The organism is Spirosoma flavus (assembly GCF_054778555.1).
The window spans coordinates 63,968-79,085 of the sequence record NZ_BAAGZL010000001.1 but is presented as its reverse complement, the minus strand read 5'-3'; the positions used below and the strand labels follow the sequence as shown (position 1 = coordinate 79,085).

The following is a 15,118-nucleotide window of genomic DNA, read 5'->3' as shown; positions in this document are numbered from 1 at the left end:
TCTATGAAAAACCTCCTTGATGAACTTCGGCAGGCCGCTGCGCTACGTGCCACCCGGCGGCACTTTCTTCATACCTGCTCAACTGGATTGGGCGCTATGGCGCTTGGTTCAACGTTAGCGGGTTGTGGTTTTTTCGATAAAAGCTCCGAACAGACCAATAATGTCGGCGCTAGGTTGCAGTCGGTCGAGCCATCGGCTCCGCATCCATCGCAATACGTTCCCAAAGCCAAACGGGTTATTTACATCCATATGGCGGGTTCGCCAAGCCAGTTGGAGTTATTCGACTATAAGCCCGAACTGGCAAAATATAACGGTAAAGATTGCCCGCAGGAATTGCTGACCGGAAAGAAATTTGCCTTCATTCGGGGCGTTCCGAAAATGCTGGGGCCACAGGGAAAGTTTGCTCAACGGGGGCAATCGGGAGCCTGGATATCTGATTATCTGCCTCATCTACATAGTGTCGCTGATGACATTACGTTCCTAAAGGGGATGCACACCGATCAGTTTAACCACGCACCCGCTCAATTGCTCATGCACACGGGCAGCGCCCGGCTTGGACGACCCAGCCTGGGTTCGTGGGTTACGTACGGACTCGGCACCGAAAACGACAATCTTCCCGGCTATATCGTACTGGCATCCGGTGGAAAACAACCTGATGCAGGAAAATCCGTTTGGGGAAGCGGCTTCCTACCGACTGTTTATCAGGGCGTTCAATGCCGTACCGATGGGGATCCCGTTCTTTACGCATCCGACCCGTCGGGGATTAGTCGCGACGTTCGGAAGAACACGATAGACGCCATCAGCGAGATCAATCAGCAGCAATACGACGATGTGAAAGACCCGGAAATCCTGACCCGTATTGCTCAATACGAGCTGGCGTTTCGGATGCAGATGTCGGTGCCCGACGCGATGGACATCAAAAGTGAGCCACAGTACATTCTTGACAGTTACGGCGTCGACCCGAACAAAGGTTCATTTGCCCGAAATTGCCTGTTAGCTCGCCGACTGGTTGAGCGCGGGGTTCGATTCGTCCAACTGTTCGACTGGGGTTGGGATACGCACGGCACTAGTGCCAGTGGCTCCATCGATATTGGTCTCAAAGCTAAGTGTCAGGAGTCTGACCAAGCCGTAGCGGCTCTTTTAAAAGACCTAAAACAGCGCGGTTTACTAGACGATACGTTGGTGGTTTGGGGTGGTGAATTTGGTCGAACGCCCATGCAGGAAAATCGTGATGGACAGGTACTTCCGTTTATGGGCCGCGACCACCATCTTGATGCCTTTACCGTCTGGATGGCGGGTGGAGGTGTGAAAAAAGGTTTTTCGTTCGGCGAAACTGATGATATTGGCTACTACGCTGTGAAAGACAAAGTTCACATTCACGATTTGCAGGCTACCATATTGCATTTGCTAGGTTTCGACCATACAAAACTAACGTATCAGTTTCAGGGCCGCCCTTTCCGCCTAACCGACGTAGCGGGGAAAATTGTGAAGCCGATTCTTGTCTGAACCGGGATTTAGCAGATTAATGGATTTTCAGGATTTTGTTAATTGATAAGGCGCTTCGAAGAAGCGAAAACAAAATCGTGAAAATCCATTAATCTGCTAAATCCTGGTTCAGAAACACAACAATTTCTTAATCAAATAATCTTTTTGTCAACCTGACATCCTTATTTCCTTTGCATCTATCGACAGGAATTTTGGATGGTTAGTCAGGTTACACTTTCGTGGCTTTATCTGTTCAGCGCGGCTTTTTGCGAAATGGTCTGGACATACTCGCTCAAATACATGCGCTGGGATGCCTTAAAAACGTTACGCTGGAGTACGTTCTACCGCTTCGACAGCGGATTGCCAATTTTGTTTCCCTGGGTAGCGTATATTGTTTTCGGCATTGTGAACACCATACTGCTGGCCATTGCCATGCGGTCAATACCAACGTCAACTGCTTTTGCAGTCTGGATGGCTTTAACACTGGTATTCCTGAAAATCGCTGATGTTTTGTGGCTGCGGTTAAACTGGACGTGGACGGAGCTATTTTTTATTATGCTCATCGCCATTGGTATAATTGGCCTGAAAGCAATTAACCCAGAGGCCTAACACAACAATCATTGCGTTCTATTCCAGTACTTTAGGCACTTCGAAAAACTGCTCGTCGTGCTGCGGTGCATTAACGAGTGCCTGCTCACGAGGTAGCTGGTTCGCTACTACGTCATCACGCAATACGTTAGTTTCGGGAGAAATGTGCGTCAATGGTTCGACACCGGTCGTGTCTACTTCATTAAGTTGCTCCATCCACGTCAATACGTTGTTCAGGCTGTTGAGCAGCTCCGTTTCTTCCTCTGGTTTTACTTCCAGCCGCGCCAGATGGGCAATTTTTTGCAGCGTTTCCTTGTCAACTTTCATAGGCAAAAAGCGATTCAAAGAGCGAAAGAATGAAAGAGCGAAAGAGCGGATCTGCCGGATGGCTTTCACTCTTTCACTCTTTCATTCTTTCGCTCTTTGCGATTGCTCATTAATTCAGCGTCAATAATTTTATACGTTTCTTCTTTTAAACGCTCCAGATCGTCGGACGTTAATCCTTTGGTGTCAATGGGCGGATGAATCACGGCACGTAACGTATGCCGGTGAAATCGAACGGGACTTCTGTCTGGTAATATCAGGTAGTTGTTCAGCAGCGTAACGGGGACAATCGGCACCTGCTGTTGAATCGCCATCGTAAAAGCACCGTCTCTAAACTCAACCATCTGTGGCGGGTTGGGAGCCTTGATGCCTCCTTCCGGAAAAATAGCAATGCTACGTCCCGAAGCCAGCGTCCGAATCGATTTAGCCAGTGAATAAGCCCGGCTGTTGGGCTGGCTTCGATCAACCTGTACGTGCAGTTTGGCGAACATGTATCCCAATAGAGGAATATGTTTTACTTCACTTTTCCCCACAAAAGCGTAATAATTGTTAACAATAACACCAAGGGCGGCAATGTCCAGATACGAGAAATGGTTGGCGCAAAATACATAAACCCCTCTGGGATCAGGTTTGAATCTATAATCGACCTCAATCGGTATCCCTATTCCGAAAAAGAAGAGCTTTCCCCAGATGTAATTGATTTTATGAGCGAGGGGTTTCCAGGAATCCCGCTGCAAAAACACAAACTGGAATGGAAACAGGATGAGATACAGTCCTACAAACCAAATAGCGCACCAGATTGTGTATAGCATTTCTGAACCGGGATTTAACGGATTTAGGGATTTAAGGGATTTTGTTGTCAGAACCGGGATTGAGCAGGTTTAGGGATTCTCTGGATTTTATTTTCCGATAAAGCGCTTCAAAGAAGCGAAAAACAAAATCCTGTAAATCCCTAAATCTGCTCAATCCCGGTTCAGAAATTAATTAATGTTTAAAGTGTCTTACGCCTGTTGTTACCATCGCCAGGCCGTGCTGATTGCAATAGTCAATGGAATCCTGATCCCGGATGGAGCCGCCGGGCTGCACGACCGCCGTAATGCCCGCCTGACCCGCAATCTCGACACAATCCGGGAATGGGAAAAAGGCGTCGGAAGCCATGACTGAACCATTTAGATCGAAGCCGAATGTGTGCGCTTTTTCGATGGCCTGACGTAACGCGTCAACCCGCGATGTTTGCCCAACGCCACTCGCCAGTAGTTGACCTTCTTTCGCCAGCACGATTGTATTTGATTTGGTGTGTTTGCACACTTTCAAAGCAAATTCTAAGGCTCGTTGCTCGCTTTCCGTTGGCGCTTTTTCCGTTACCGTTTTGAACTGGCTGGCGGTTTCGGTCTGGTTGTCTTTGTCCTGCTCCAGCACGCCGTTCAGAATGGTCTTGAACATGACGGTGGGAAGCGCCACTTCGTTACGTTGCAGAAGGATCCGGTTTTTCTTCGATTTTAAAATGTTCAGGGCTTCTGGCTCGTAGCTGGGCGCGATCAGGATTTCCATGAACAATTTGTTTAGTTCTTCGGCGGTTGCTACGTCTACCGTTACGTTCGTGATAATTACACCACCGAACGCAGAAACCGGGTCGCAGGCGAGGGCGTTTAGATACGCTTCTTTTGCGGTTGGCGCCGTAGCGATGCCACAAGCGTTGGTGTGCTTGATGATCGCAAACGTTGTTTCCGAAAACTCATCAATCAGGTTTACACAAGCATCAACGTCGACCAAGTTATTGTACGACAACTCTTTGCCGTGAAGTTTCTGAAACATGGCTTCTATATCGCCGTAGAAACTTGCCTGTTGGTGGGGATTCTCGCCGTAACGCAGGTGGGCCGCGGGCAACGATCTGAAATCATAAATTTCATTGGCCGAACGAACGAGGCTTCCCGAAAAATAAGCCTGAATCGCCGTATCATATTTCGACGTAACGGCAAAAGCTTCTCCCGCGTAGTAGCGACGGTCTTCCAGATCAGTCGCACCGCTTTTCTCCGTCAATAGATTCACTACGTTGCCGTACTGGCTTCGAGAAGAGACAATCAATACGTCGTTGTAATTCTTGGCAGCCGCCCGAATCAGCGAAATACCGCCAATGTCAATTTTCTCGATGATATCTTCATCCGATGCACCCGATGCCACCGTTTCTTCGAACGGATACAGGTCAACAATAACCAGGTCAATAGGCGGAATCTGATGACGTTCGGCCTGGGCAAGGTCTTCGGGCAGTTCGCGCCGGTACAAAATACCGCCCATCACTGCCGGATGCAGCGTTTTCACGCGTCCGCCAAAAATAGATGGATAGCCTGTGATGTCTTCGACTGCGGTTACCGGAACGCCAAGCTGTTCGATAAATGCCTGAGTGCCACCCGTTGAATAAAGCTTTACGTTCTGTTCATGCAACAGACGTACTAATGGTTCGAGTCCGTCCTTATAAAAAACGGAAATCAGTGCCGAGGAAATTTTAAGAGACATGAAGTCGTTAAACCGCCGGTGGGTTTATTTTACTGATAACTGATTGAGTTTTCTGCGCTATGGTTGTATAACACAGTCGACTAAGAGCACAAAGATAACCAAAGGTCTTAACTTTGTCAGCCCGTTCCGTTCGCTACGTAACAAAGCTACGGTCGGGTGGCTATTTCCGATAAAATGAGTACGTACAAAAAACTAGCGAGTGATACCGCCCTGTATGGCGTCAGTACCATTCTGGGGCGATTGCTCAACTACGCGCTCGTTCCCATCCAAACCTATGCATTCTCCAAACCAGCCTCTATGGCTTCCAACATCGAGTTGTATAGCTGGATCGGCGTGTTGCTCGTAGTATATACATTAGGGCTGGAAACGGCGTTTTTCCGGTTTATTGCCCGCTCGAAAGATCAGCCACAAGCCGAAAAAGACCGCATTTTCAGTCAGTCGCTTAGTCTGGTTATCTGCATCAGCGTCTTATCAACCATTTTGCTCTATAGCCTGGCAGATGAGATAACCGTTTGGCTCAATTTTCCGGGTCAGGAACGTTTCATCCGATGGTCGGCTCTGTTGGTGGCTATCGATGCCATTGTCGCGATTCCCTTTGCGCGACTACGAGCCGAGAATCGGGCACGGGAGTTTGTCGGTGCCCGCATGACCAACATTGTGGTAGTGGTACTTCTGAACGTCTTTTTTCTGGTTTTGGCGAAAGACATTGCAGAAGGAAAATATCTGACTAGTTTACAGCCAGTTGCCCAATTAATTTACAGTCCTGAAATAGGTCCCGGTTACATCTTTTTATCGAATCTGATTGGGAACGCACTCTATTTTGTCATTATCCGTAAAGCGTTTGCGGGTTTCCGTTTTCAGCTCAATCGCGACCAGAGCCGTGCGTTGCTGATCTACGCATTTCCAATTATGCTGACCAATCTTGCCAGCGTAGTAAATCTGCTGACGGACCGGATTTTCCTGCGCCACGCATTGCCACCGGGTTTTTACCCCGGCTTATCGTCTGAAACGGTATTGGGTATTTACGGAAACTGCCAGAAGCTATCCGTTTTCATGGCGTTGGCGATTCAGTCGTTCAAATTTGCCGCCGAACCGTTCTTTTTCTCGCAGGGCGAAGATAAAAATGCCCCATCATTGCTGGCAAACGTAACGAAATGGTTTATCATCGTCTGCGTCCTGATTTGGGTCGGCGTCAGCCTCAACCTCGACTTGTTGGGAACGCTCTTTCTCCGGTCGAAAGCGTATCGGTTGGGATTGGACGTAGTACCGATTCTGTTGCTGGGGAATCTGCTGTTAGGCGTTTACTATAATATTTCGTTCTGGTTCAAACTCAAAGACAAAACGCAGTACGGTACGTTCATCACGGTCGTTGGCACCGGCTTAACCATTGCTTTGAACGTAGCACTTATACCCATTATGGGCTACATGGGCTGCGCCGTAGCGTTTCTAGTTTCCAGCTTCGTGATGACGGTAATGTGCTACGTATTTGGCGAGAAATTTTACCCTGTTCCCTACGATGTCCGATCAGCTGCTACGTATATTTTGGGCGCCGGACTGCTCATCTGGGCATCTTGGCAGTTTCCGATTGAAAACCTGTGGGTTGCCGTCCCTGTGCACCTAGGATTATTCGGATTGTTTTTAGGCCTCATTCTGCTGCTTGAGCGTAACAGTTTACAGCCATTGCTACGTCGGGTTGGGCGAGGAAAACGTCCTGTTGCAAGACCTTCTGTGGAGTCCGATTCTCAAATCTGATTTCATTGATAAAAAACGTACTTGGCTCGTAGAATCGTCGCCTAGCGACCAAATGTTTGTAGCTATTATGCATTACCCCCGAAATTTCCCGTCGCGTGGCGACCAAACGAATCAGCATCGTTGTTTGGTCGCCACGCGACGGGGAGATATACAACAAGCACTTTTTTCTACAAACATTGGGTCGCCACGCGACGGTTTGGGAACTTAAACCCCTTCTGAAAATTTTCGCGTAATGTCATCGTTTTTGTACAAACCGGATTTTTTATCGGTAATTTTGATGATACTCTGCTAATTCTACCACCGTAAACGAGCAGTTTCAATTCATGCATTTTTCTCTTCGAAACGGCCTTTGGCCCTTATCATTTCTGTTTCTAGTGTTGCTGGCTGGTTGCCAGGAAAAGCCCATGTTCGAACGTATTGAATCGTCCGAAACCGGAATTACGTTTAACAATACTATTACCGACAGCGACACGCTCAATATTCTTAATTATCAGTACATCTATAACGGAGGTGGCGTTGGCGTCGGCGATTTCAACGGGGATCAGAAACCCGACGTTTTCTTTGCAGGCAATCAGGTTTCCAATAAGTTATACCTAAATGAAACCAGCTCAGGCAATTTTCATTTCAAGGACGTAACGCAGGCCGCCAACGTGGGCGGAGGTAGTCACTGGTGCTCGGGTGTATCGGTGGTGGATATAAACGCCGATGGTAAACTCGATATCTACGTATCGACTACCCTTCAAAAAAAAGCGGCCAATCGGGCTAATTTGCTCTACGTTAATCAGGGTAATGACAGCGATGGTGCGCCAAAATTTCGGGAAATGGCTGCCGAATATGGTATTGCAGACACCACCTACAGTACGCATTCGGCCTTTTTCGATTACGATAACGACGGTGATTTAGACCTTTTTGTGCTCGTCGATCAGATTGACGATCCCCACAGCCCAACCAACCTTCGTGTGCGCATCGATGACGGTACGTCGACCAATACCGACCGGCTGTATCGCAATGATTTCGACGCCAAACGCGGTCACGCTTACTTTACCGACGTAACGAAACAGGCTGGAACGATTGCCGAAGGGTTCGGTTTGGGCGTAAATATCTGCGACATCAACCGTGATGGCTGGAAAGACATTTACGTAACGAACGACTTTGCATCGAACGACGTGCTGTACATCAACAACCGAAACGGTACGTTCACGAATCGCGCTCGCGAGGCCTTCAAACACACCAGTTCATCGGCGATGGGTAGCGACGTAGCCGATATAAATGGCGATGGGCTGGCCGATATCGTGGTGATGGACATGCTGCCCGAAGACAACCTTCGCAAAAAAAGTCTGATGGGTCCTAGCAGTTATTTCGCCTATCAGGAGTGGGACCGGCTCGGTTACGAACACCAATATGCCCGAAATACGCTTCAACTCAACCAGGGCGTTCGACCTACCGATACGTCGGGGGCTAAAGTGCCGGTTTTCAGCGAAATCAGTATGCTGGCTGGTGTGGCCGAAACGGAGTGGAGCTGGTCACCGTTGCTGGTCGATTTAGACCATGATGGTTATCGGGATTTGCTGGTTACCAACGGTTTCCCGCGCGACGTAACAGATCGTGATTTTACGAACTACTATAGCTCTGTCAATACGTACCTGACCAATTCGCTCCAGAAAGACCTTACCGATAAAATTCCGCAGGTGAAGGTTAGCAACTATGCGTTTCGGAACAAAGGCGATGCCAAGTCGGGTGGACCAGCGTTTGAGAACGTAACGAATCTGTGGGGTATGTCGGAGCCGAGCTTTTCGAACGGGGCTGCTTACGCCGATTTCGACGGCGATGGCGATCTAGATTATGTTGTCAACAACATTAACGACGAAGCCTTCGTCTATCGGAATAATCTGGCCGATAAAAAAATCGAGAATACACACTTCCTACGTATCAAATTTCAGGGCGACGGAGCCAATCCGATGGGGCTGGGCGCAACTGTCGAATATGAGTTTGGAGATGGTCATAAAGAATTTTACGAACACACACCGTATCGTGGCTTTCTATCGAGCGTAGAACCGGTTGGGCATTTTGGTTTGGGCAAGGAAAAAGTCATAAAAAACTTAAAAGTGACCTGGCCGGGCGGACGTGTACAGATTATCCCTAGTGTTAATGCTGACCAGACGTTAGTGCTTAAAGCGGCCGATGCCAAGCCTGCTACGTCGGTTATTCAGCCTAACGTAGCACCTGCTACGTTGTTTCAGGACGTAACAAAGTCCATCGGCCTGACGTATCGCCATGAAGAAACGGATATTATCGATTTCAACCTGCAAAAAACGCTGCTTCATAAACTGACGGAATACGGCCCTGCACTGGCTGTTGGCGACGTAAACGGCGATGGATTAGCGGATATGGTGGTCGGCGGAAGCTCGAAATATTCGACAGAATTGCTACTGCAACAGCCGAATGGCCATTTTACCCTGAAATCTTTACCGACAAAGCTGGCCGAAGACACCGGACTGTTACTGTTTGACGCGGATTCCGATGGGGATCTGGATTTGTATGCCGCGAGTGGCAGTTCCGAATTTAATCCTGATCAACTGGATGAAGCCATGCGCCATCGGCTGTATACCAACGACGGAAAAGGTAATTTTACGCTCTCAGCTGACGCATTACCTAATTTCCGGGTAAACGGTTCCTGCGTGAAAGCGGCTGATTTTGACGGTGATGGCGACCTCGACATTTTTGTTGGCGGACGTGTTGAACCCAGCAAATACCCTAAAGGCGTACCGAGTTATCTACTCCGAAACGATAGCCAAAAAGGCCAGCCCAAATTTACGGACGTAACAGCGCAGATGGCCCCTACGCTCGTCAACGGTGCTCTAACCTGCGACGCGCTCTGGACCGATTTTGACAATGACGGCGACCCTGACTTACTGCTCGCCAGCGAGTGGGCTCCGCTAACGATGCTCAAAAACGAAAAAGGACGTTTACAGCCATTGGATCAAAGCGGACTAACGGATAAAACAGGCTTCTGGAATTCATTGACCCCAGGCGATTTTGATAATGACGGTGATATTGATTATCTGGCGGGCAATTTAGGTCAGAACAATTTGCTACGTGCCACGCCCGAGCGCCCAGTACGTATCTATGCTGGCGATTTCGACAACAACGGCTTCTATGATGCGTTCCCGACGGTTTATTTCAAAAATGCGAAAGGCCAGTATGACGAATATCCGTACTTCGGCTGGGATGATATGGTGAAGCAGATGATTGGTATCAAAAAACGCTATATCAAATACGCGCCTTTCGGCGAGGCTACTATCAGTCAAATTCTGACCGAAGAAGAACGTAATCAAGCCCTTAAATTATCTGCCAACTACCTACCAAGCAGCTATATCGAAAATAAAGGACAGGGCAAATTTGAGGTTCATACCTTGCCACTAATGGCGCAAACGGCTCCTGTGTTCGGCATGGTGGCGCAGGATGTAGATGGCGACGGAAATCTGGATGCAGTGCTGATCGGCAACGACCACGGTAGCGATCTGGTAGCCGGTCGAATGGATGCTTTCAATGGACTGGTACTGAAAGGCGATGGTAAAGGCCATTTTACACCACTGACGATGACACAAACAGGTTTCTACGTCCCCGGTAACGCCAAGGCAGCCGTTACGTTCCCTGACGCGCAAGGTCATTTTCGGTTAGCCATTTCCGAAAACCGGGGGCCGCTACGTGTCTTCGCGATGCAGCAGCCGCAAACGTTTTCGCCGGTTGATGCACGTACTACCGTTGTTACTGTTCAGCTCAAAAATGGCGGCAAACGGCGACAGGAAATTCCATTTGGTACGTCGTTCTATGGGCAATCTGCCCGTGGTGTATGGCTTTTGCCGGGTGAGCAAATCGTGAAATAATGAGGTTGCGGAGCTATATTACAAGCTGCTTATTTCTGTGCATTTCCACTGTTTTACAAGCTCAGGATCAACGTATTGCCGTTGAAACTGACCTGGGTATTGAGTTAGTCAATGCATTGGAAGTCCAGAATTCGCCTGAGTTCCTCAAAGACTCGCTGGCGGATCCGCATATGTATCAGATAACGCGTCTGATGCGAATTAGCTATACTCATTTTGCTCCGTTTCGCCAGCATAAAGCCGTACAACGCACGCACTGGATGACGGATAAGCTAGGCACAGGCGTTTACCTGCTTCCCCTTTTTTACGACCGATTCCCAACACCGCATCGCCATACGCCTGTCTCACCGGAAATACTACAGGCTGTTCATCCGAACGCAGACTCAGCTCAATCTATCATTGACGAGTATATGCAACTGGTCGGGCAATTCTATCATGACGCAGACTTCGCGGGTTTTCAGAAACAGTATCACGATGTCTATGCAAGGGCCTTATCTCAGGTGAAGCGCAATTTGCCTCCGCCCGGTTTTATTCCTCAAATGGAAGCGTATTATGGGGCGCACAATTATGCGTATCGCATTATAGTTAACCCTTTTTTTAAGGCGGAATGGGGTATGGCCTGGCAAGTTCCAGGTCGCAAAGGACCTATCGCCAATCAGATTGCCGCGCCTTTGCAGGCACAAATCATACAAGAAAATACCGTAAAAAATGTTGGTTTTGATAATCCCGAAGCTGTCCGAAATTTATCGGTTCATGAATTTGGGCATACTTTCGTAAATCCACTTACGGCCCGACCTGCTTTTGCCCAAAAGATCGCTACTTATAAATACTTGTTTAAACCCATTCAAGGGCAGCCTCAGTACAGCGATTGGGAAACTTCCTTCAACGAGCATTTGGTACGTGCCGGCGAAGTGCGAATCGCTTTAGCCCTTGGTTTGCCCAACGTAGCGCAGCAGATACGTAACAATAATGCAAACTGGATGTACCTTCCTTTTTTCGAAAGCCAACTTAAACGTTACGAATCAAACCGTAAACGATATCCAACGCTGGAGTCCTTCCTACCTGAATTAATAGCTAGTTTATCAACGCTGCCCCGTTAATACCAATTCTATTCTTCAATAAGGCCGCTCCCTGAGGTTTGGGGTGGATACTGTCGCGCTGAGGCTTCGTACTGCCGACGTAATAAAGAAACCGGTTGCTTTGGGTCCGCTGGTATTTTCGTTGACAATGTTCGTCGGTACGTTGGCTGGTGGGGTTGCAAACAGCCCGCCATTAGTTACCTGACCACGTAGCAAATTCCAGAAACGGAATGCATCCGCCGATATCGAGTGTAATTCGACCGTCACTTTCTCATTCTGCTTGTATAAACTGTCGGGATTGACCGATAAACGTATCGGTGCAATAAACATCAGTCCATCCGTAACCTGGCTAGCTCCCTGAAACGCGCCATCTTCCGACAAAATGATGTTACGTGCCTTGTTCTGCAACGTACCGTTTCGGTAAAAGCGAATCCGGTAATAATCGGTGGCGCCAGCCAGATCAGTGGAGTAAAATTCAGCCCGGTAACCTTCCGTTGTTGACACTGGATTGATTTTTCGTTTTACAAAAACGAGCGAATCCACCGGCGGTACACGGTTCAGTTTCGACGTAGCACGATATGTTGCATTTTTATATACAATCGTTAGCTGATACGTTCGCCCGATACGTCCCAGCGTGTCTTTGCCCGTTGGTTGCCAAACGTAGTAGCCATCATTATCGGGGTCGAGAAAACGATACGTCTTTCCGGCATCGTCTGAAACCGTTACAGTGGCGCTAGTTGCGGCTGGTGGTGTGTTGCTGTCGAAATAGCCTGCCGTTTGAGTTATGCGAATGGTTTGCGCACCCGGCTGATCGGTTATTAACGCATCGACCGACAATTCTGATGGACCAGTATCGAGTTTGGCATCGATGACGGTTGTACAGCGGCTAAATAGCAACGTAGCGGCTGACACACAAAAGGCAAAAGCAAATCGTTTCATATTCTTGAGATGGCCAATGCCCTAGAATTTAAAGTTGTACGTAACAGATGGAATAATAGTCGCGAAAACTGAGTAACGTATCGCTTCGGTTACGCGCGGATTGTCGGCATTGGGCTGGAAATACACCGAAAACGGATTTTTCCGTGCGTAGGCATTGTAGACAGAAAACACCCAGTTATCCTCTTTTCGCTTACCCGGACGTTTTCGCCCCTGCAACGTAGCAGCCAGATCAAGCCGGTGATACATCGGAATTCGGTAATTGTTACGTGAATTGTCGGTATTGTAGGGCACTACAAAGCCCTCATATTCAAACCGGTTGGTTGGGAACGTAGCGGGCGTGCCACTCGCCAGAGTGAACGTAGCAGAGAAATTCCAGCGTTTGGCGCGGGGGGGATCAAAAAGTAAAACCGATGTGAGTGTGTGTCGTTTATCGAAACGGGTTGGATACCAGTCGCCGTTGTTAATACCTGCCACCTGACGTTCAGTTTTGGCGAGCGTATAACTGATCCAGCCATTTACAACGCCCGTGTTACGTTTGACGTAAAACTCAGCTCCGTAAGCGCGTCCTTTTCCGGTTAGTAAATCGCCTTCGAGGTATTTGTTCAGAATCAGGCTGGCCCCGTCGATGTAATCAATCTGGTTTTGCAACCATTTGTAATATACCTCCACCGATGCTTCGAATTCCTGCCCGTTTTTGCCGAAGTTTTTAAAATAACCAGCGGCAATCTGGTCACCAATCTGTGGAGCAATATTGTTCGTGGATGGCGTCCAGATATCGAGTGGCGTCGAGGCCGTTGTGTTCGAAATCAGGTGAATGTATTGTGCCAGTCGGTTATAACTTACTTTAAGCGACGTATTACCATTTAACTCATATTTGGCCGAAAAACGCGGCTCCCAGTTCCCGTAGGTTTTGATTATAGAATTTCCTCGGTACGATATCGTTGTGACGACTTCCCGCCGTTGACCCAGCGGCACTTCAGTCTGAAAAACATACGCTTCGCCAGGCCCTCTATAGTTAAACAGTGAGTAGCGCAAGCCATATTGCAGTTGTAGCTTGGGGGTCAGCTGTTGTTCGTTGCCCACGTAAAGCGCGTTTTCTAGCGCGTATTTACTCTCAAGTCCAAACGTACGAACGCTGCCACCACTTGCTGCTATAGCCATGCCCGGTTGAAAATCATGTACAATCGACTGGCCACCGAACGTAATGGTGTTTTTCCCTAAAAACAGCGAAAAGTCAGGTTTTAGACTATAATCAACGATGCGAGAATCGGTTTTGAAGAAATCATTTGGGCGTTTTCCCTTCAAATCGGTGTTGAGCGAATAGTCGTAATTGCTGTAATAAGCGGTGGTATTCAGGAACAGTCGGTCGCTGAATACGTGATTCCAGCGAGCTGACAACGTAGTATTTCCCCAGTTGAATCCGAAATCCGAACCGAACACATCGCGCCCCAGATACCCCGACAAAAACACGGTGTTTTTATCATTGATGCGGTAATTACCTTTGGCGGTCAGGTCGTAAAAGTAAAATTTAGCCCCCCTCAAATCGCTGTTTAGGAAAGGCTGGGCCAGAATGTCAGCATACGAACGCCGGCCTGCGACGATGAACGAACCTTTTCCTTTAAACAAAGGCCGCTCATACGATAAACGACTAAAAATCAGCCCAATTCCGCCATTTAGCTCTGGTTTTTTGGCGTTCCCTTCTTTCAACCGAACATCGAGAATCGACGCGATACGTCCGCCGTAATTCGAGGGAATACCGCCTTTAATGAGCTTTACGTCCTTTACCGCGTCGGGATTGAACACCGAAAAGAAGCCAAACAGGTGTGATGAATTATAGACCGGCGCTTCGTCGAGCAGAACCAGATTCTGGTCGATGCTGCCACCGCGCACGTTGAAACCGGTTGCCCCCTCTCCCACCGTCGATACGCCGGGCAGCAATTGAATGCTACGTATCACATCAACTTCGCCCAACAGCGCCGGAATCCGTTGCAGCGTTTTCACGTCAATCTTGTTGACGCTCATTTCGATGTTTTTAACGTTATCGTCCTCGCGTTTGGTCGAAACCACTACTTCCTGAAGGTCTTTACCTTCCTGTTCCAGTTCCAGATCGAGCCGTACGTTTCGGTCGGTCAGGTCGACGTTTTTGGCTTGTTTGGCGTACCCAACGTAGCTGATTATCAGATTATACGTACCGGGTTGCAACGTAACGCCGTAAAATCCGTAGTTATTGGTTACGGCTCCCGTACCTGTTTCTTTTACGTAAACCGATACGCCAATCAGCCCTTCGCCATTGGATTTGTCTTTTACGTAACCGCTGATGGTCAGTGCGGCTGTGCGATTGTTCTTATTTTGGTACGTGTCGAGTGTGTTGGTGGTCTGTCCATTTTGCGCCTTGCCAGTCGATACGACCAGTAAAGCAGCCAACGAGCAGAATACATAAAACCGGATATGGTTTTTCATTGCGTTATCAGGAGCGAATTCTACCAGGAGAGAGCCTGACAAAAACTCAGGTTGTTGATTATGACAACGCAAAGGTACTTCCACCCCCATTCA

Annotated in this window: 10 protein-coding genes; 5 read left to right on the top strand and 5 right to left on the bottom strand. The window is 48.4% G+C overall.

What is annotated here, in order from left to right; all coding sequences use genetic code 11:
* The first annotated feature begins 3 nt into the window (after positions 1–3).
* Together ACYVF1_RS00305 and ACYVF1_RS00300 are read left to right on the top strand one after the other, a co-directional pair.
* Entirely contained in the window at positions 4–1,506 is a 1,503-nt protein-coding gene (locus tag ACYVF1_RS00305; protein ID WP_461074437.1) for a DUF1501 domain-containing protein, read from the top strand.
* Between the two features lie 195 nt (positions 1,507–1,701).
* A complete protein-coding gene (locus tag ACYVF1_RS00300) occupies positions 1,702–2,094 on the top strand; it encodes a DMT family transporter (RefSeq protein ID WP_461074435.1) in 393 nt (130 codons plus the stop codon).
* An 18-nt stretch (positions 2,095–2,112) separates the two neighbouring features.
* On the opposite strand, the gene gatC is transcribed toward ACYVF1_RS00300, so the two are convergent.
* The 3 genes from gatC to purH all read right to left on the bottom strand — a co-directional run bounded on the left by gatC (position 2,113) and on the right by purH (position 4,911).
* Positions 2,113–2,400: an Asp-tRNA(Asn)/Glu-tRNA(Gln) amidotransferase subunit GatC gene (gatC, locus tag ACYVF1_RS00295; protein WP_461074433.1), complete on the bottom strand. Its 288-nt coding sequence runs from the start codon at positions 2,398–2,400 to the stop codon at positions 2,113–2,115.
* Between the two features lie 65 nt (positions 2,401–2,465).
* Entirely contained in the window at positions 2,466–3,209 is a 744-nt protein-coding gene (locus ACYVF1_RS00290) for a lysophospholipid acyltransferase family protein (RefSeq protein ID WP_461074431.1), read from the bottom strand.
* 172 nt (positions 3,210–3,381) lie between these two features.
* Positions 3,382–4,911: a bifunctional phosphoribosylaminoimidazolecarboxamide formyltransferase/IMP cyclohydrolase gene (gene purH, locus ACYVF1_RS00285; RefSeq protein WP_461074429.1), complete on the bottom strand. Its 1,530-nt coding sequence runs from the start codon at positions 4,909–4,911 to the stop codon at positions 3,382–3,384.
* 174 nt (positions 4,912–5,085) lie between these two features.
* Here purH and ACYVF1_RS00280 point away from each other — a divergent pair, with 174 nt between their 5' ends.
* The 3 genes from ACYVF1_RS00280 (at position 5,086) to ACYVF1_RS00270 (ending at position 11,647) form a co-directional block, all read left to right on the top strand.
* Positions 5,086–6,663 carry a lipopolysaccharide biosynthesis protein gene (locus ACYVF1_RS00280; protein WP_461074427.1) on the top strand — a complete coding sequence of 526 codons (1,578 nt, stop codon included), beginning with the start codon at positions 5,086–5,088 and terminating at the stop codon, positions 6,661–6,663.
* A gap of 323 nt (positions 6,664–6,986) precedes the next feature.
* Positions 6,987–10,550 (top strand): VCBS repeat-containing protein, encoded by a 3,564-nt coding sequence (locus ACYVF1_RS00275; protein ID WP_461074425.1) that lies wholly within the window; start codon positions 6,987–6,989, stop codon positions 10,548–10,550.
* Positions 10,550–11,647: a DUF4932 domain-containing protein gene (locus tag ACYVF1_RS00270; protein WP_461074423.1), complete on the top strand. Its 1,098-nt coding sequence runs from the start codon at positions 10,550–10,552 to the stop codon at positions 11,645–11,647. The genes ACYVF1_RS00275 and ACYVF1_RS00270 overlap by 1 nt, the downstream gene beginning before the upstream one ends.
* A 15-nt stretch (positions 11,648–11,662) precedes the next feature.
* On the opposite strand, the gene ACYVF1_RS00265 is transcribed toward ACYVF1_RS00270, so the two are convergent.
* Positions 11,663–12,565, bottom strand: coding sequence for a DUF4249 domain-containing protein (locus ACYVF1_RS00265; RefSeq protein ID WP_461074421.1), 903 nt, complete (start codon positions 12,563–12,565; stop codon positions 11,663–11,665).
* A gap of 21 nt (positions 12,566–12,586) precedes the next feature.
* Positions 12,587–15,025 carry a TonB-dependent receptor gene (locus ACYVF1_RS00260; protein ID WP_461074419.1) on the bottom strand — a complete coding sequence of 813 codons (2,439 nt, stop codon included), beginning with the start codon at positions 15,023–15,025 and terminating at the stop codon, positions 12,587–12,589.
* Positions 15,026–15,118: the final 93 nt, after the last annotated feature.